This window comes from Sphingopyxis alaskensis RB2256, assembly GCF_000013985.1.
Lineage (GTDB): Bacteria > Pseudomonadota > Alphaproteobacteria > Sphingomonadales > Sphingomonadaceae > Sphingopyxis > Sphingopyxis alaskensis.
Genome location: NC_008048.1, coordinates 2504397 through 2523807 on the forward strand (window position 1 = coordinate 2504397; position 19411 = coordinate 2523807).

Genomic DNA, 19411 nt, shown 5'->3' on the forward strand with positions numbered 1-19411 from the left:
AGCAGGATAGACGTGCGGGCCAGCGACGGGAGGCGGGGCGATGACGACAGCGTGGCAAGGGCTCGGTCGATGGCTGGCCGGTCGCGCAAAACTGGCGCTGATCGTGCCGCTGACGCTCGCGATTGCCGCGACCGCCGCCGACACCGTGCCGCAGGTCATCCTCGCGACTCCGGGCAGCAGCGGCACCGGCGAGGGGACGGTCACCCGCTTTACGCTGCGCTTTTCCGAAGACATGGTCGCGCTCGGCGATCCGCGCGCCGCCGCCCCCGCGACCAACGACTGCAAGCGCCCGTCGACCGCCCGCTGGGTCGACACGCGCACCTGGGTGCTCGAGTTCGACGCGCCCTTGCCCGGTGGGTTGCGCTGCCATGTCGAGCTGCGGAGCGGGCTCGTCACCGCGCGCGGCGTCGCGGTCACCGGGAACGACCGGTTCGCGATCGACACCGGCGGCCCCTCGGCGCGCGCGGTGCTCGCGGGCGGGATCGGCGGCGGGATCGAGGAGGAGCAGGTCTTCCTCGTCGCCACCAATGTCGCCGCCGACCGCGCCTCGGTCGCCCGCTACGGCTATTGCGCGGTTGACGGCATCGGCGAGAAGATCCCGCTCGACGTGCTGCCGCGCGCGACCGCGACCGAGATCCTGACCGGGCTTGGCGATGCCAACTGGTCGCGCCAGTCCTTCACCTACGACGCCGGACTGCCGCAGCGCCTGCCCGCCGCGGGCGCCGAGCGCGACGCGGCGCTGGGCCGGATCGTCGCGGTCAAGTGCCGCCGCCCGCTGCCGCCGGGGCGCGACATGGCGCTCGTCTGGGACGCGCGCATCAGCCAAGCGGGCGTCCCCGGCCGCACCGCCGGGCGCGACCAGCGCTTCGACTATGACGTGCGCCCCGCCTTCACCGCCAAAATGACGTGCAGCCGCGTCAATCCGCAGGCGGGGTGCAACCCGATCAAGGATGTTGTGCTGCGCTTCACCGCGCCCGTCGCGCGCGACACCGCGCTCGCGGCGAAGCTGACCACCGCCGACGGCCAGACGATCGCGGCAAAGTTCGACGACGACGACCGGGGCGACACGCATCTGACGCAGGTCCGCTTCGCCGGGCCGCTGCCGCAGAATGTCGACGCGGCGCTGATCCTGCCCGCCGACGTCACCGACCAGAGCGGCCGCGCGCTGCTCAACGCGTCGAACTTCCCGCTCGACTTCCACATCGACCGCACCCCGCCGCTCGTCAAATTCGCCGCCGAATTCGGCATATTGGAGGCGAGCGAGGGCGGCGTGCTGCCCGTCACCGTGCGCGGCGTCGAAGCCTCGCTGGTTCAGAAGAATCTCAAAATGCCCGCCGCAACGCTGCGCATCGGCGACGACGATGCCGCGGTCGCGCGCTGGCTCCGCCGCGTCGCGGATGCCGACGACAGCGATTATCGCGAGGAAAAGGATGCCGCGGGCAAGGAGATCACCGTCAACTACACCGGCACCAAATCACTGTTCGACGGCGCGCCGCCCGGCGGCGAGCGCCGCGATATGCAGCTCACCCCGCCCGCGGGCGGCAAGGAGTTCGAGGTCGTCGGCATTCCGCTCGCCGAAAAAGGTTTCCACATCGTCGAGGTCGCGAGCCCCGAACTCGGCGCCGCGCTGCTCGGTCGCAAGGCGACGCGCTATGTCGCGACCGCCGCGCTCGTCACCGACATGGCGGTGCATTTCAAATGGGGCCGCGACGGCTCGCTCGCCTGGGTCACATCGCTCGCGACCGGCAAGCCCGTCGCAGGCGCCGAAATCCGCGTTTCCGACAGCTGCACCGGCCGCCTGCTCGCGCGCGGCACCGCCGACAAGGCGGGCCGCCTCGCCTTCCCCTCGGGCCTGCCGCAGCCCGAAACCTATTCGAACTGCGAAGACGACGCCGACCCCACGAACAGCGAGGGTCATGCGCTGATGGTCAGCGCGCGGTCGGGCGATGATTTCAGCTTCACCCTCACCGACTGGGGCGACGGCATCCGCCCCTATGACTTCGACCTCCCCTATGGCTGGTCGGAGCGCGAGGACATTCTCCACACCGTCTTCGACCGCGCGCTCGTCCAGGCGGGCGAGACGGTGCATATGAAGCATGTGCTGCGCCGCCCCGTCGGCCTCGGCTTTCGCACCCCCGAACCGCTGGCGGGCAAGCTCCGCCTCGTCCACCGCGGCTCCGATACCGAGTTCGAAATGCCCTTTGCGATTGCCGCCACCGGCAGCGGCGAGAGCGTGTGGAACGTCCCGCAATCGGCGCCGATGGGCGATTATGAACTCGTCTTCGTCACCACAGACAAAAAGGGCGAGGACAGGAGCATCTGGACGGGCCAGAGCGTGCGCGTCGACGAATATCGCCTGCCGACGATGAAGGCCGCGATCACCGGCCCCAAAGGCGCGCTCGTGCGCCCAGCCGCGGTGCCGCTCAGCCTGTTCGTCGGCTATCTGTCGGGCGGCCCCGCGCCGGGCATCCCCGTTGAACTGCGCACCAGTTTCCGCGCCGCCTGGTCGCCGCCAGAGGATTATCGCGACTGGGATTTCGACGGCCGCCCGGTCAGGGAAGGCACCGTCCAGCTCGACGACAGCGGCGAGGAACCCGGCGGCGACCTGCCGCTCGCGCGCTCGGTGCCGCTGACGCTCGGCGCCGACGGCACCGCATCGACCAGCGTCATCGTCGACCAGCCGATCAGCGAGCCCACGGTGATGGCCGCCGAAATGGACTATGCGGATGCCAATGGCGAAACGCTGACCGCGAGCCGCCGCATCACCCTTTATCCCTCCGCCGTCCGCCTCGGCCTCAGGACCGACGGCTGGATGATGCGCGACGATGATCTGCGCCTCAATTTCATCGCGCTCGACCTGGGCGGCAAGCCGATCCGCGGCCAGCGCGTCGATGTCGCGCTCTACAGCCGCCAGATCATCACCGCGCGCCGCCGCCTGATCGGCGGCTTCTATGCCTATGACAACCAGATGCGCACCGCGAAGCTGTCGGCGAACTGCACCGCGACGACCGACCGGCTCGGCCGCGCCAGCTGCGCGATGGCGCCCGGCGTCTCGGGCGAAGTCACCGTCGTTGCGACGACGCACGACGCCGACGGCAACGAAGCGCGCGCCGTCCGCTCGGTCTGGCTCGCGGGCGACGACGAATGGTGGTTCGGCGGCGACAATGGCGACCGCATGGACGTGATCGCCGAAGCGCCGCGCTACGCCGCGGGCGACACCGCGCGCTTTCAGGTGCGGATGCCCTTCCGCGAAGCGACCGCGCTCGTCACCGTCGAGCGCGAGGGCGTGCTATCGAGCTTCGTCGTGCCCCTGAAGGGCACCAATCCCGTCGTGACGGTCAAGCTGCCCGCGACCTACGCTCCCGACGTCTATGTCTCGGTGATGGCGGTGCGCGGGCGCGTCACGGGGCAGGAAAGCTGGTTTCGCAAGATGAAGCGCGCGGTCGGTTTCCAGATCGAGACGAGCGAAGGCGCGCCGCCGACCGCGCTCGTCGATCTTGCCAAGCCCGCCTATCGCATCGGCATCGCGCGCATCAAGGTCGGCTGGGAAGGGCATAAGCTCGACGTCAAGGTCCGCGCCGACAAGGAAAAATATGCGGTGCGCGAAACCGCGAAAGTCGGCATCGAGGTCAAGGCGCCGGGCGGCAAGGCGCCGAAGAATGCCGACGTCGCCTTCGCCGCGGTCGACGAGGCGTTGCTCCAGCTCGCCCCCAACGAAAGCTGGGACATACTCGCCGCGATGATGGGCGACCGCACCCTCGACGTGCTCACCTCGACCGCGCAGATGCAGGTGGTGGGTAAACGCCATTATGGCCGCAAGGCGCTCGAACCGGGCGGCGGCGGCGGCGGCGACCTCAGCGGGCTGACGCGCGAGGATTTCCGCCCGGTGCTGCTCTGGAAAGGCACTGTCCCGCTCGACGCCAGGGGCCGCGCCTCCATCGATGTGCCGCTCAGCGACAATCTTTCGGGCTTCCGCCTCGTCGCGATCGCGACCGACGGATCGCAATTTTTCGGCACCGGCGAAACGAGCGTGCGCACCGTGCAGGATCTCGGCGTCTTTGCCGGGCTGCCCGAACTGGTCCGCACCGGCGACGCCTATGACGCGCGCTTCACGCTGCGCAACGGCACCGACAAACCGATGGAGGTCACCGCGACCGCGACGATCTCGCCCGCGATCGCGACCGCGCCGCCCCTGACGGTGACGATCCCCGCGGGCGGCGCGGTGCCGGTGAGCTGGGCGATCACCGCGCCCGATCAGGCGGGGCCGCTGAGCTGGACCGTCGAAGCGGCGACAAGGGACGGCAAGGCGCGCGACCGCCTCGTCTTCGAACAGATCGTCGAACCCGCGGTGCCGGTCGAAACCTGGGCCGCCAGCCTCTTCCGCGTCGGACCGGCCACGACCTTGCCCATCGCGATTCCCGCAGGCGCGCTGCCCGGCGGCTATGTCGATGTCGCGCTCGCGGGCACGCTCGCGCCGCCGCTCGCGGGGGTGCGCGACTATATGGCCGCCTATCCCTACACCTGTTTCGAACAACAGACGTCGCGCGCCGTCGCGCTCGGCGACCTTGGGCGGTGGCAGGCGCTGGCGGGTGCGATGCCGACCTATCTCGATGACGACGGGCTGCTGCGCTACTGGCCCAACGAGCGGATGGAAGGGTCGATCGAGCTCACCGCCTATGTCCTCGGCATCAGCGCGGCGAACGGCTTTGCGATCCCCGAAACCTCGCGGGCAAAGATGATCGCCGCGCTGCAAGCGGTGGTCGAGGGGCGGCTGGCGCGCCGCGGCTATGGCCCGTGGGACATTCGCCCCGTGCGCGTCGCCGCGCTCGCCGCGCTCGCGCGCGCCAATGCCGCGAACGCGCGCCTCGTCGCCGCAATCGACATGGCGCCCGCCGACATGACGACGGGCACGCTCGCCGACTGGCTCGTCGCGATCGAACGGACGCCCGGCGTGCGGGGCGCCGCCGCGCTGCGCACCGCGGCCGAGGCCGAGCTTCGCAAGCGCCTCGTTTACGAAGGCACACGCCTCGACCTCGTCGACGATGCGCGCGCGCCATGGTGGATGATGGTCAGCGGCGACGAAATGGCGATCAAGGCGCTGGGCGCCGTCCTCGGCCGCAAGGGATGGGAGGATGACGCGGGCAAGCTGATGGTCGGCGTCGCCCAGCGCCAGCGCAAGGGGCATTGGGACACGACTCCCGCAAACGCATGGGGCGCGGTCACCGTCCGCCGCTTTGCCGAGCTTTATCCGGCGAGCGCGATCACCGGCGTCACGACCATCGGCCTTGCGGGCAATACCGCTTCGCAAAGCTGGCCGCTCCCCGCTGAGCCGCCCTCGCCGCTTCGCGTCGCGCTCAATGCCGCGACGATGAGCCTCAATCATCGGGGCACGGGATCGCCATGGGCGACCGTCAGCGTCAAGGCCGCGGTGCCTTTGAAGGAGCCGCTCAATGCGGGCTACCGGATCAAACGCTCGGTGAGCATCGTCAAGGCGGCGAACAAGGACCGGCTGACGCGCGGCGACGTCATCAAGATACGGATCGAGGTCGCCGCCGCCGCGGGCCGGACGTGGGTGGTCATCAGCGATCCCGTCGCCCCCGGCGCGACGATCGTCGGCAATCTCGGCGGCCAGTCCGAAATGCTGGGCGCGCAAGCGGGCGGATCGGGCGCGCAGCCCAGCTATGTCGAGCGCGGCAAGGACAGCTGGCGCGGCTATTTCGGCTGGATGCCCGCGGGCACCCACGCGGTCGAATATGTCGTCCGCCTCAATGGCTCGGGCCGCTTCACCCTGCCCCCGACGCGCGTCGAGGCGATGTATTCGCCCGCGATCCGCGGCCAATGGCCGAACGCGCCGCTGACCGTGGCGAATGTGGGGTCGTGATGATCTTTGATCTGTGGGCCGAAAACCAAACCCCTCCCCTTCAGGGGAGGGGCAACGAAGACTTGGCAGCTTGCTGCCTAGTCGTAGTGGGGTGGGGGCCAGCGGCCTTGCGCAAGGCGTCGGGCCCCCACCCCAAACCCCTCCCCTGAAGGGGAGGGGCTTATGCCTGCCGCCAACACGGTACAGCCGCTCGTTCGCCGGTTTTCCCGACCTTCTTCCCGCCGCTGGCCCCACGCGCTCGCATGGGCCGCCCTCGCGCTCCTCATCCTCACCACCATCGCGCACCTCGCCACCAGACCGCCGCCCATGCCCGCCTACGCCGCCGTCCGCGCCGCCTGGCAGCCCAGCGAAGCCTGGCTCTACGACCGCGACGGCCACCTCCTCGACAGCGAGCGCGTCGATTTCGAGCGCCGCCGCCTTGCGTGGGTGCCGCTGCAAGACATCAGCCCCGCCGTCCGCACCGCCGTCGTCCAAAGCGAGGACCGCCGTTTCTGGTCGCATGGCGGGGTCGACTGGCTCGCAGTCGCCAGTGCCGTCCGGGCGCGCCTGACAATCTTGGGGGGGACCGGCAATCGCTCGCGCGGCGCCTCGACGCTCGCGATGCAGCTCGCCGCCTTTCTCGACCCCGGCCTCGCGCAGCCCGGCCAGCGCGACTGGCGCGCCAAGCTGCGCCAGATGCGCGCCGCGCAGCATCTCGCCGATGCGTGGACGCACGAGCAGATGCTCGAAGCCTATCTGAACCTCGTCCCCCTGCGCGGCGAGGCGCAGGGGATCGGCGCGGGCGCGGCGAGCCTGTTCGGCAAGGCGCCGGCCGACATGAACCGCACCGACGCCGCGCTCTTCGCGGGGCTGCTCCCCAGCCCCGGCGCGGGCGCCGACGCGCTCGCCCGCCGCGCGTGCCGTATCGCTGCGACACCCGACTGCACCGCGATCCGCGCCGCCGCCGCGACCCTCGTGTCGGGCGAGCACGCTGCGCGCGCCGACCCCGGCCTTGCGCCGCACCTTGCCGTGCGCCTGCTCGACAAACCCGGCAAGCGCGTCACCACCACCATCGACCGCCGCATCCAGGCCGCCGCGATCGTCGCGCTGCGCCGCCAGCTCGCGGGGCTCGGTTCGGACCGCGTCCGCGACGGCGCGGTCGTCGTGCTCGACAACGCCACCGGCGACGTGCTCGCCTATGTCGGCGGCGTCGGGTTGAAATCGACCGCCGCCTCGGTCGACGGTGCCAATGCGCGGCGGCAGGCGGGATCGACGCTCAAGCCGCATCTCTACGCGCAGGTGATCGAACATGGCTGGCTCACCGCCGCGTCGATCCTCGACGACAGCCCGGTTCAGCTCGACACCGCCTCCGGCCTCTATGTCCCCAAGAATTACGACCGCAGCTTCAAGGGGCCGGTCAGCGTCCGCCACGCGCTCGCCGCCTCGCTCAACGTCCCCGCCGTCCGCGCGCTCGTCATCGACGACGTCCAGCAATTCCGTGACCGCCTCTGGGCGCTCGGCTATCACGGCCTCGTCGAGGATGGCGAGTATTACGGCTTCTCCCTGGCGCTCGGATCGGCCGAAGTTTCTTTGGTCGAACAAGCCAACGCCTTTAGAACATTGGCAAATAACGGAAACTGGTCCCCCGTCCGCTATCACCCCACGCGGCACCTTCGACACCATCCGCCGCGCCGGATCGTCAGCCCCGCCGCCGCCTTCATCGTCGGCGACATCCTCGCCGACGCCGCCGCGCGCACCGACGCCTTCGGCGCCGACAGCGCGCTCCGCCTCCCCTTCTGGGCCGCCGCCAAGACGGGGACGTCAAAGGGGATGCGCGACAATTGGTGCATCGGCTGGTCGGACCGCTTCACCGTCGCGGTGTGGGTCGGCAATCTGGAGGGCGATTCGATGCGCGCCGTCTCGGGCACCTCGGGCGCCGCCCCCGTCTGGCGCGACGTGATGCTTGCGCTCCACGCCGGGCGTCCCGGCAAGCCACCCGCGATGCCCGCGGAGGTCGAGGTGCGGCGGATCACGCTCCCCGGCACGCGCGAGCCGCCGCGCCGCGAGTATTTCGTGCGCGGCACCGCGCAGAATGAAATGGCGGCCGCGCCCGCCATCGCGCGCCGTCCGCGCATCACCAGCCCGGTCAGCGGCAGCGTCTATGCGCTCGACCCCGACATCCCGCCGGACCGGCAACGGCTGGCGGTGACGGTCAGCGGCGCGGTCGCCGGATATCGGCTGATTCTCGACAAAAAACCGCTCGGCGACGCCGATGCGGGAGCGCAGATCATGCCGCGTCCGGGCAGCCATATGCTCGCGCTCGTCGATCCCGGCGGGCGAACGATCGACCGCATCCGCTTCACGGTGCGATAAAGCGCCTGTCACACGCCTGAAATTAAGTTGCGCTGACGCGCGGAGCGGCTAGTCTGCCCCGCCAGGAGAGGCCCGCGCCGGGCCCCAAAGGGGACAATTGGATGATATTTGGTCGCGTCAAATCGCTCGACGCCATCTTGGCCACCGCCGAGAAAAAGTCGCTGCACCGCTCGCTCGGTGCTTTCCAGCTCACCATGCTCGGCATCGGCGCCATCATCGGCACCGGTATTTTCGTGCTGACCGCCGAAGCCGCGCAAAAGGCGGGGCCGGGCATGATGTGGAGCTTCGTCATCGCCGGGCTCGTCTGCGTCGTCGCGGCGCTCTGCTATTCGGAACTCGCCTCGATGGTGCCGGTTTCGGGCAGCGCCTATACCTATACCTATGCCGTGATGGGCGAACTGCTCGCCTGGACCGTCGGGTGGGCGCTGATCCTCGAATATGCCGTCGCCGCCTCGGCGGTGTCGGTCGGCTGGTCCGGCTATTTCGTCGGATTATTGGCGAATGCGGGGATAAACCTGCCGATGGAGTTGACGGTCGGGCCCTATGCGGGCGGCATCGTCAACCTGCCCGCGCTGGTGATCGCGCTGCTCGTGACCTGGCTGTTGATGATCGGCACGACCGAAAGCGCGCGCGTCAATGCGGTGCTGGTGGTGATCAAGGTTACTGCGCTTACCCTCTTCGTCGTGCTCACGCTGCCGATGATGAAGGGCCAGAATTTCGACCCCTTCCTGCCGAACGGCTGGTTCGGCCAGATGGCGGGGCTTGGTGCGGTTGGCGCCGCGGCGTCGATCTTCTTCGCCTATGTCGGCTTCGACGCGGTTTCAACCGCCGCCGAAGAAACCAAGAACCCGCAGCGCAACGTTCCGATTGGACTGATTGCGTCGCTCGGCATCTGCACCATCTTCTACCTGCTCGTCGCCGCGGGGGCGATCGGCACGATGGGGGCTCAGCCGGTTTCGGGCCCTGCGGGCGAAATCCTTGCGCCCGGTTCGACCGCGCTCGCCGAACGCTGCGCCTCGCTTGCCGCCATGGGTCAGGAACCGCTCGTCTGTTCGCGCGAAGCGCTGGCGCATGTGATGCGCCAAATCGGCTACCCGACGATCGGCAACGCCATCGGCATCGCCGCCTTCCTCGCGCTTCCGTCGGTGATCCTGATCATGCTGTTCGGCCAGACGCGCATCTTTTTCGTGATGGCGCGCGACGGACTGCTCCCGGAAAAGCTGGCGTCGATCCACCCCCGGTGGAAGACCCCGCACATCGTGACCGCCATCACCGGCGTCGCGGTGGCCTGCTTCGCCGCCTTCCTGCCGGTGGGCAAGCTCGCCGACATCTCGAACTCGGGGACGCTCTTCGCCTTCTTCATGGTGGCGATCGCGGTGCTGGCGCTGCGGATCAAGGATCCCGGCCGCCACCGGCCCTTCCGCACGCCGCTGGTGTGGATCGTCGCGCCGCTCGCGATCCTCGGCACGCTCGGCCTCTATCTCAACCTGCCGTTCGACGCGAAGATGGTTCTGCCCGTGTGGGGCGGCATCGGGCTCGTGCTCTATTTCCTCTATGGCTACCGCAAGAGCCATGTCGGCCGCGGGATCGTCGAGGTGCATGAGGATGATCCCGACGCGCCGCCCCCCCCGGTCCCGCCCGTTCCGTCGTTCGACTGACGGCGCCGCCCATAAAGGGAAAGGGGGCTTCGGCCCCCTTTCTTGTGCGCGCCTGTTGGCCGCGATGACCGATTTCGTAGGGCGGTTGCGGATGTCCACGTCATCGTCATGCCCGCGAAGGCCGGGATGACGGTAATGGAAGACCGGATCTCACCCCGAAGTCGACAGTCCCGCAATGTCAGAAGGGGCTTTTCGGCGCCGTGCCCGGCCGGGTGAACAGCCTGCCGCGCTCGGCCCACAGCACCAGCGCCAGCCCGACGATCGCACACATCAGAAAAGCATAAGCGAGCGGCAGCGTCGTACCGTCATATTGCTGGCCGATGGCCGCGCCGACCACCGCCGCGAGCAGCGTCTTGGCAAAGCTCTGATAGGAGGAGGCAACGCCCGCCATATGGCCGAAATCCTCCATCGCGATCGACCCGAAATTGCTGCCGATAAAGCCGATCAGGCCGACATTGACCATCATCAGCGCGGTGAACATCCCCAAGGTCTCGGCGCCGCTCAGCGCCGCGACGATCTGGAGGATCGAGGTCGCCATGAAGGCGAAGACCGCCGACTGCGAGACGCGCCGCGCACCGAAGCGTTCGACGATCGCGGCGTTCGAAAAATTGGCGATCGCGATGCCGATGGCGACGCAGGCAAAGATCAGTGGAAACAGGCTGCGCGCGTCGAACACCTCGCCGATGATCTGCTCGCTGCTGTTCAGATAGCCATAGAGCGCGCCCTGCATCGTGCCCGACGCGATCATATAGCCCGCGGCGCGGCGATGCCGCGTCACCGTGGCCCAGCCTGCCGCCATCGTCTTGAGGTCGAGCGGGCGCACGTCGGCCGCATCGAGCGTTTCGGGAAGGCGGCGGAGCCAGAGCAGCATCGCGACCGACATTACGGCGAGCACGACGAAGATCGCCCGCCAGCCGGCGAGCGCGGCCACCCCGGCGCCGAGCGTGGGGGCGATGATCGGGACGATCATGAAGACGAGGAAGATCAGCGACAAACGCTTCGCCATCGCATCGCCCACGAACAGGTCGCGGATCACCGCGACGACGATCACGCCGAGCGCGGCGCTGACCAGCCCGTGCACGAACCGCAGCGCGAGCAGCATTTCAAAACTCGTCGCCAGTCCGCAGCCGATCGAGAGCGCGAGATAGGCGAAGAGCGCAGGCACAAGCACACCCTTGCGCCCGAAGCGGTCGGAGAGCGGACCATAGATCAGCGATCCGAAGCCGATGCCGAGCAGATAGATGGAAATGACATATTGGCGGTCGTTGGCGACGGCGACCCCCAGCGCTTCGCCGATCGCAGGGAGCGCGGGCAACATCGAATCGATGGCGAGCGCGTTGAGCGCCATCACCATCGCCATCATCACAACCATTTCACGGTCGCCGGGCAGGCTCCGTCGGGGAGAGTCGGTCGCCTTGTGCATCGCAGCAGCCTATGCGCCCGCGCCGCCGCTTTGGATAGCCCCTCGACGAGGAAAAGCTATGCAATTGAAGGGGTGCGCGGGGCGATGTCCGAAAGCGACCGGAAGTGGCCCTAAGATCCTCCCCCTGCGGGGAGGATCGGCAACGCCCCACCCCATCCCAAACCGGCCATCGCCCGCGCGCACCGCACAAAAAAGGGCCGCCCGGCGAGGGGCAGCCCTTCCTCGTTCCATCGCGGAGCGATCAGCCCTGGCGCGTGCCGGTCATCGCCATCGAACCGAAGGCGCCGGCCTTGATCGTGCCGGTCAGCGTGTCGCCGTCGATCGTCGCTTCGCATTCGAGCGTCATCGGCATCGGCACCTTCATGTTCATGGTCCAGCTCAGCTTGTTGCCGTCGACCTTGCCATTTTCGACGTCGAGCGATCCCATCGCGCCCGCATTCTGGCCGGTGAAGCTGTCGCCGTCGCTTTTGACGGTGAAAACCGATTTCTGGTCGCCCATCGGCGATTTGGTGACGCAATCATAGCTGCCATCGACTTGGGACATATGGGCTCTCCTTACTGAAACAGATGTTAGTTAGCGGGAGACACCGTTTCCACGGGCAGACCCAATCCGTCAAGCTGCGGTTTCACCACCGCGGCGTCGCCGACGACGACATAGATGAGATCGTCGGCGCTGAGCGCTTTCCGCGCGGCGGCGTCGACCGCTTCGGGTGTCATCGCTTCATAGGTTGCGGGCAGTTTCTCGTAATAATCGTCGGGACGATCGAATTTCGCGATGGCGCGCAGCCCGCCGAGCACGTCGTTCGACGTCTCGAAGCTGCCGGGCAGTTCGCGCACGCTGCCGTTCACCGTGCGCTGCAGCTCTTCCTTCGTGACGCCCTTGTCGCCAAGGAAGGCCTTGAGGTCGCTTTGCAGTTCCTTGATCGAATCGCCGGTTCGATCGGCCTGCACCGGCGCCGTCGCGATCCAGCTCACCCGGTCCTTTTCATTCGTCACCTGCGTGCGCACGCCATAGGACCAGCCCTTTGTCTCGCGCAGGTTCATGTTGAAGCGCGAGAGGAAATCGCCGCCGAAAATATCGTTCGCCGCGCGCAGCACTTCGAGTTCGTCGCCGCCTTTGACGTCGAGCACCTTGCCCGCGACGATCACCGACTGCGGCGCCTTGGGCCGGTCGACGAGCAGGATGCGCGGCTGCGGCTTGGGCACCGCTATTTCGAAATGCTTGCCCGGCTTCGGCGTCGCCGGCGCCCTCCAGTCGCCGAACGCCCGGTCGAGTTCCTTCGTCACTTCGGCAAGCGTGGTGTCACCGACGACGAAGATGCGGGCGTTGTCGGGGCGAATCCACGCCGAATGGAACGCGACAAGCTGATCGCGCGTCGCTTCGCTCACGGCCTTTTCATTGCCGAGCCCCGATGGCGGGATGCCATAGGGGTGGTCCGCGCCGTAGAGCGCGGGTTTCAGCACGCGCTGCGCGATCGCGCGCGGTTCGTTGAGTTCGGCCTTCAGCCGGTTGAGCTGCTGCGCGCGCACGCGCTCCAGTTCCCTGGCGTCGAACGCCGGATTGCGCACATAATCGGCGAGCAGCGCCAGCGACGCGCTGAGATTCGGCTTGAGCGCGAACAGGCCGAGCGCGGTTTCGTCGGCGTCGGCATAGCCATAGGTTTGCGCGCCGAGCCGCTCCTTGGCTTCGGCAAAGGCGATCGAGTCGAGGCTCGTCGTGCCTTCGTCCATCAGGCTGAGCATCAGCGACTGCGTGCCGAGCGCGCTGCGCGGATCGGCGGCATAGCCGGCGTCGAAGCTGACCTGGACGTTGACCGTCGGGACCGCGCTGCGCCGCGCGAAAACCACCTCGATCCCGTTCTTGAGCTTCGCGCGCTCGATGTCCGGGAAATCGAGCGCCTTCAGACCCGACACCTCGGGAAATTGCGAGCGGTCGGCAATCGAGCTTGCCCCCCTGAAGCCGCTGTCGGGGCCGACGTCGCCGAGCGCGGGGTTCCAGTAATGGTCGGGCTGGACCGGCGTGGCCGATTTCGCCGCGACGACCGCGCCGCCGCGGTTCTCGCCGCCCTCGGTGCGCTCGCCGGGCGTGTAGGTCAAGGAAAAGGCCGGTCGCGACAGCCATTTGCGCGCGGCGTCGCGCACCTGTTCAGGCGTCGCGCGGGCGAGCCGGTCGAGCTCGACCTTGTAATAGGCAGGATCGTTTGAATAGAGCGCGCCTTCGGCGAGCGTCACCGCCTTGCCGCCGAAACCGCCGACCGATTCGAGCTGCGAGATGGTGCCGCCCAGATGGCTGGCGGTCGCGCGCTGCAACTCGTCGGCGGTCGGCCCGCTCGCGAGGAAGGCGGCGATCTCTTCATCGAGCCGCTTGCCGACATGCGCCGGATCGACCCCCGGCTTGACGTCGGCCTGGACGAGGATGATGCCTGCATCCTCGAAAGGCGAGGCGCCGGCCGAGACGCTGACCGCGACCGGATCCTTGCGCACCAGCGCATTGTCGAGCCGCGACGACGACAGCCCGCCGAGCACCGCCATCGCCATCTGGAGCGGCACGGCTTCGGGATCGTTGAGCCCCGGCATCGTCCACATGCGATAGAGGCGCGTGGTCGGGATCATGTCCTTGACCTCTTTCGCGAGCGGCGCGGGCAGCGTCGGCACCGACACAACGGGCGCCTTGACATCGGGGCCGCGCGGAATGTCGCCGAACCATTTTTCGACCTTGGCCTTGGCGGTCGCTAAGTCGATGTCGCCCGCCAGCACCAGCACGGCGTTGTTCGGGCCATAATTGTCGGTGAACCATTTTTTCACATCGTCAAGGCTCGCCGCGTCGAGGTCGGCCATCGAACCGATGGTGCTGTGGTGATAGGGGTGTCCCCTGGGAAAGAGATTCTCGAAAATCTCGTAGCGCAGCAGGCCATAGGGATTGTTGTCGCCCTGTCTTTTTTCGTTCTGGACGACGCCGCGCTGGTTATCGAGCTTTTCCTGCGTCACGGCGCCGAGCAGATGCCCCATGCGGTCGCTTTCGAGGAACAGCGCGAGGTCGAGCGCTCCGGTCGGCACCGTTTCGAAATAATTGGTGCGGTCGAGAAAGGTGGTGCCGTTGAAATCGGTCGCGCCGACCTGGCGCAGCGGTTCGAAAAAATCGTCGGGGGCGTTTTCGGATCCGTTGAACATCAGATGCTCGAACAGGTGCGCAAAGCCCGTCTTGCCCTTCGGCTCGTGCTTCGACCCGACGCGATACCAGACCGACACCGCGACGACGGGCGCCTTGCGGTCCTCATGCACGATCACGCGCAGCCCATTGTCGAGCGTGAAGGCCTCGTAAGGGATGTCGACCGCCTTCACCAACTCGGCGGTCGGCGCCGGCGCAGCGACCTTCGCGAGCACAGGTGCGGCGGCGACGAGCGAGGTCGACAGGGCAAGGACGACAGCGAAACGGTGAAAGCGGGCCATGAAAATCCCCTGGGTCAAGGCGCAGGCGATGGCCTGCCGGAAACCGGGTGCCGGACGGCACTGTATCAATGGTTTAGGACAGTGGGGCGCGGCTTTCAAGGCCGATAGAAGCGCGCGCCGCTGGCCCTCAGCGCCGCCGGGTCGAACAGCACGGGCTTGAGCTGATGGCGCACGAACAGCGGCGCCTGATCGTTATAATGCGGGCTGTCGGGGCGCGTGGTCGCCGCGCCAAAGGGCTGGATCGATTCGGAGCGGACGCGCCCGCCCCGGTCCCACGTCACGAACATGATGAAGCTGTCGCCGTGGCGGACCTTCAGCCGCCCGTCGGGCTCCTCGTCCCACAGGGTCGATGCGCGCACCGTGTCGTTGCCGCCGTCGAGCGGCAGGTCGATGCGGTTCGGCCCCTCACCGTGGCGCAGACGGAGCACCGTCCCGAGCCTGGGGTCGAGCCCGCCGAAATGCTCCTGCAGATGCGCAACGACGTCGCGCAAGACCTCCTGCGGATCGGGCGGCGCGCGGCGCTGGTAATGCCGGCCGTTCGCGGGGCGCAACACCATCAGCGCGAGCGCGTCGCCCTTGCCCCTTCCGTCGAGCGTCCAATCCCATTTTCGGAGCAGCGCCTGTGCCTGCGCGAGCGCCCGATCATCCTTGGTATCGAGCGCAAGCAGCCGGTCGATCCACGCCTTCGCATAGCCGGTGCGCGCATAGGCGGTGTCATATTTGATCGCCTTCAGCCGCGCTCCGTCGATCGGACCCGACGCCTCGAACAGCTCGATCAGCCGCACCGCGCGGTTGGTCATGTCGTCCTCGATGCCGAGCAGCGGTGAGAATGCGGCGGCATCGAGCTCGTCGCCCGGCCCCGCCGCGACCCACGGCGTGTTGTTCGCGTTCATCACATAGCCCGAGCGGGGATTGACGAGCGCAGGCACGCGGTCGAAGGGCAATGTCCTGGTCCACAGCGCCGCCGAGGTGTCGCCGGGCAGCACGCCGCGCCAGTCGAACCCTGCGGGCCGGTCGGGGAACATCGCATTATAGAAAAGGCCGATATTGCCCTTGGCGTCGGCATAGACGAAATTGGTCGCGGGCACACCCTGCCCCGCCATCGCCGCACGCCATTGGGCAAAATCCCTGGCCTTGTTCAGCCGGTAATATTGGGTGACCATCTTGGCCTGATCCTGCCCCGCATAGCGGATCGCAAAGGCGCCCTTGTCGTTCTTCACGACGGGTCCATGCACCGACCGATAGATGGTGCGCGGGACGGGCAGGACAAAGGGACCGACCTTGACCTTGAGCCAGATGCGCTTTTCCTCGAGCGGGCGCCAGCCGCCGTCGAAGCGGTATTTCTCGCCGCTCGCGTCGAGCACGAGCCTGTAGACGTCGATCAGGTCGGGCCGGTTCACCGTATTGGTCCAGCCGAGATATTTATTGTGACCAAGGAAGGGATAGGGCGAGCCGGGGAAGGTCGCCCCCGCGAAATCCCAGCCTTCTTCCGAATGGACGACCAGTTCGTACCAGGCGACGCCGCCGGTCCACGGCTGGTGCGAATTGGAGACGAGCCGCGTCGCCCCATCGGTCGAGCGCGCGGGTGCGACCGCCATCGCGTTCGATCCGTTGTCGGCCGGGTCACGGCCGACCGGCGTCAGCGCGCGCGGCACCAGCTTGCCGGTGGCGTCAAGCGCGGGGCCGCCCTCGCGACCGATCGGCGTGCCTTCGACGAGCGATCCCAGCACCGAATCGAGCCCGAAGAAAAAGGGTGAGCGGAGGACGAAGCCCGCAACGACGTCTTCGCCCGTCACCGGGAACAATGCCGACAGCCGCACCTCGTCCGGGTGTTTCTCGGCATAATGGTTGAGGCCGGCGGCATAGGCGGTGAACAACGCGCGCACGTCGGCGGGCAGGCGCGGCCAGTCGCGCTTCGCGGTGGCGCGTACACCGAGCAGCGCCTCGGCATAATCGACCTTGGCGCCCTCCGGCCCGAGCATCGCCCCGGCGCGCCCGCGCGTCATCGCCAGCACTTCCTGCAAGGTCGAAAAATCATCCTCGGCGTGCGCATAGGCGACGCCATAGGCGACGTCGGCGTCGGTCTTTCCAAAGATATGCGGCACGCCGAACTTGTCACGCGCGATGCGCACATCGGCGGGCTTGAAGGCGGGCGCCTGCGGCGCCTCGGCAGTGAGCGGTTCCCACAGCGCGAGCGACGCGGCGACAACAAGCAGAAGCAACAGGAATCCCGGAAAAATCCGTCGCAACATCACTGGTCCTCTTCGCTTCGGCTCCCGCGGCATCTGTGGCGGCCATGTCGTCCAATGGCAAGCCGATGTCGTTCGTCGAGCCCGATTTGCGGACGGGCTGGAGGCAGCTATGCAGGACGCAGGTCGTCAAACAACGGGGATTATCGAACGATGCGCATGAAAACACTGCTTCTTTCCGCTTGCCTGTCGCTCGCCTTCACGCCCGGCGCGATGGCGCAAACCGTGATCGGGTCGGGCGTTGTCCCGGCGAACGCCGCGAACAGCGCCGAACGCGCGATCGGCTTCGCATCGCGCGCGCCGACGGGCGCCGCGCTCGTCATTGTGATGACCGACGCCGCGCTGCCGCCGCTCGATGGCGTCGCGCTCTCCGCGCCCGAGCGGCAGGCAGTCGAGGCCGCGATCGCCGCCGCGAGCTTCGACGGCAAGGCGGAATCGACGCTGTCGCTGCGCGGCATCGGCGCGCATCCGCGCATCCTGCTCGTCGGCGCCGGGCCGGCGCCCTCGTCGCTCGCGCTCGCCGAAGCGGGCGGCAAGGCGGCGCAGGAGATGAAGGGCGAGGCGCATCCCGTGGCGATCGCCGGCGCCTTTGGCGACACCTCCGCCGCCGAGGTCGCTTATGGCTTCGCGCTCGGCCAATATCGTTTCGACCGCTACAAGACGGTCGACCGCAAGACGCCGCCCTCCGCCGCGGTCACGCTCGTCGGCGCCAATCCCTCGACCGCCGAGACCGCCTTTGCGACGCGCTGGCAGCCGCTCGTCGACGGCGTGCGCCTGTCGCGCGATCTGGCCAACGAGCCCGCGAACGTCATCTACCCCGAAAGCTTCGTTGCGCGCGTGCGTGCGGCGTTCGCGGGCGTTCCGGGCGTCAGCATCGAGGTGCTCGACGAAGCGGCGATGCGGCGGCTCGGCATGGGCACGCTCGTCGGCGTGGGCCAGGGCAGCCCGCGCGGCTCGCGCCTGCTCGCGGTGCGCTACCGCGGCGTGGGTGCGCCCGCCGCACCGCTGGCGTTCGTCGGCAAGGGCATCACCTTCGATTCGGGCGGCATTTCGCTCAAACCCGGCACGGGCATGTGGAACATGAAGGGCGACATGTCGGGCGCCGCGTCGGTCGTCGGCGCGGCGCTGTCGCTCGCCAAGTCGCGCGTGCCGGTGCATGTCGTCGCGGTCGCGGCGCTTGCCGAGAATATGCCCGACGGCAACGCGCAGCGTCCGGGCGACGTCGTGCGCACCCTGTCGGGCAAGACGATCGAGATGCTGAACAGCGACGCCGAGGGCCGCCTCGTCCTCGCCGACGCTAATGAATATGTCGCGCGCGAATATAAGCCGCGCGCGATCGTCAATATCGCGACGCTCACCGGGTCGATCGTCGGTGCACTCGACGACCGATATGCGGGCCTCTTTTCGCGCGATGACGAGCTTGCCGCCGCGCTGCTCGCCGCCGGAACCGCCAGCGGCGAGGAGCTGTGGCGGATGCCGCTGCACCGGGATTATGCCGACAAGCTCAAATCGGACATCGCCGACATCCGCAACATCGCGGCGGGCCAGGGGCCGGGCGCGAGCCTCGGCGCGCATTTCATCGGCTTCTTCGTCGATGAGGACATGCCATGGGCGCATCTCGACATCGCAGGCGTCAACCGCAGCGAATCGGCAAGCCCGCTCGTGCCTAGGGGGATGACGGGCTTCGGCGTGCGTCTGCTCGACCAGCTGGCGCGCGGCGGGGAGTAGGCCGGCCTGTCAGAAAAGGTCCAGCCGCTGTTACGTCAGGGACTGGGCCTTTCGTTCGTTCGGGACGGGCATGGGAACCGCGGCGAACAGACGGTTCATGCGCTGCACGAGTTCGCTGGAAAGCCCCTTTCTATACCGCCGCGCCTGAATGGCGAAATGGTGGGCCAAGACCAGCAACAGCGTAACGCCTTCGATCGCATAGGGATGTGAAAACAGGCCCGTCATTTCGTTCGATCTCCATCCTTGGCCAGCTCCTTTGCGATTTCGGCAATCTGACGCAAGATTTCGATTTCGCGCGAAGCGTGGTTGCTGTCGGAAACCGATCTCCAACCGATATAGGCGGCCCCGACCATCGGGACCAGCAGCACGGGCGATGCCGCGATGGAAAAGGCCCCGACAAGCGCCGAACCGAAAACGCCGACACTCAGGCCGATGCCGCCGATCCGGAACATGTCGCGCGGGTTTGTTCGTTTTGCGCCCAGACTCTCCGCGCGCCGCTGCAATTTGCGTAGCGCGTCCTGAACCTGCCCTATGTGTTCCGGGTCATTGATGCCGCGCAGGGCGGCGCGAACATTCTGCCGGAACCTATAGGAATCGATCTTGTCGCGAATATCCTCCAGTTCCTCTGGCGTCGCCTCGCCGTTCATGGCTTCGGTGAACTGCGCGATGA

10 protein-coding genes are annotated in these 19411 nt (G+C 67.9%); 4 read left to right on the forward strand and 6 right to left on the reverse strand.

The genetic code is table 11. The features are described from left to right. Nucleotides 1-40 precede the first annotated feature (40 nt). From SALA_RS12145 to SALA_RS12155, 3 genes are all read left to right on the forward strand, one after another. Nucleotides 41-5881, forward strand: coding sequence for an alpha-2-macroglobulin family protein (locus SALA_RS12145; protein WP_049754659.1), 5841 nt, complete (start codon nt 41-43; stop codon nt 5879-5881). A 162-nt stretch (nt 5882-6043) separates the two neighbouring features. After that, complete coding sequence (gene pbpC / locus SALA_RS12150) at nt 6044-8233, forward strand: penicillin-binding protein 1C (protein WP_011542667.1); 2190 nt, start codon at nt 6044-6046, stop codon at nt 8231-8233. Between the two features lie 101 nt (nt 8234-8334). Further along, on the forward strand, nt 8335-9891 hold the full coding sequence (locus SALA_RS12155; protein WP_011542668.1) for an amino acid permease: 1557 nt from the start codon (nt 8335-8337) through the stop codon (nt 9889-9891). A 178-nt stretch (nt 9892-10069) separates the two neighbouring features. Here SALA_RS12155 and SALA_RS12160 read toward each other — a convergent pair whose 3' ends face one another. The 4 genes from SALA_RS12160 to SALA_RS12175 all read right to left on the reverse strand — a co-directional run bounded on the left by SALA_RS12160 (nt 10070) and on the right by SALA_RS12175 (nt 17016). Continuing rightward, on the reverse strand, nt 10070-11314 hold the full coding sequence (locus SALA_RS12160; protein WP_011542669.1) for a multidrug effflux MFS transporter: 1245 nt from the start codon (nt 11312-11314) through the stop codon (nt 10070-10072). Between the two features lie 241 nt (nt 11315-11555). Beyond that, nucleotides 11556-11858, reverse strand: a complete 303-nt coding sequence (locus SALA_RS12165) for a hypothetical protein (RefSeq protein ID WP_011542670.1) — start codon at nt 11856-11858, stop codon at nt 11556-11558. A 26-nt stretch (nt 11859-11884) separates the two neighbouring features. After that, nucleotides 11885-14764, reverse strand: coding sequence for a M16 family metallopeptidase (locus SALA_RS12170; RefSeq protein WP_011542671.1), 2880 nt, complete (start codon nt 14762-14764; stop codon nt 11885-11887). A gap of 95 nt (nt 14765-14859) precedes the next feature. Then, entirely contained in the window at nt 14860-17016 is a 2157-nt protein-coding gene (locus SALA_RS12175; protein WP_011542672.1) for an acylase, read from the reverse strand. A gap of 156 nt (nt 17017-17172) precedes the next feature. On the opposite strand from SALA_RS12175, the gene SALA_RS12180 reads away from it, so the two are divergent. Beyond that, nucleotides 17173-18741 (forward strand): leucyl aminopeptidase, encoded by a 1569-nt coding sequence (locus tag SALA_RS12180; RefSeq protein WP_041384101.1) that lies wholly within the window; start codon nt 17173-17175, stop codon nt 18739-18741. A 30-nt stretch (nt 18742-18771) separates the two neighbouring features. Here SALA_RS12180 and SALA_RS12185 read toward each other — a convergent pair whose 3' ends face one another. Together SALA_RS12185 and SALA_RS12190 are read right to left on the reverse strand one after the other, a co-directional pair. Continuing rightward, entirely contained in the window at nt 18772-18966 is a 195-nt protein-coding gene (locus tag SALA_RS12185; protein WP_041383313.1) for a hypothetical protein, read from the reverse strand. Further along, complete coding sequence (locus SALA_RS12190; protein ID WP_011542674.1) at nt 18963-19388, reverse strand: hypothetical protein; 426 nt, start codon at nt 19386-19388, stop codon at nt 18963-18965. Before SALA_RS12190 ends, SALA_RS12185 begins: the two co-directional genes overlap by 4 nt. Nucleotides 19389-19411: the final 23 nt, after the last annotated feature.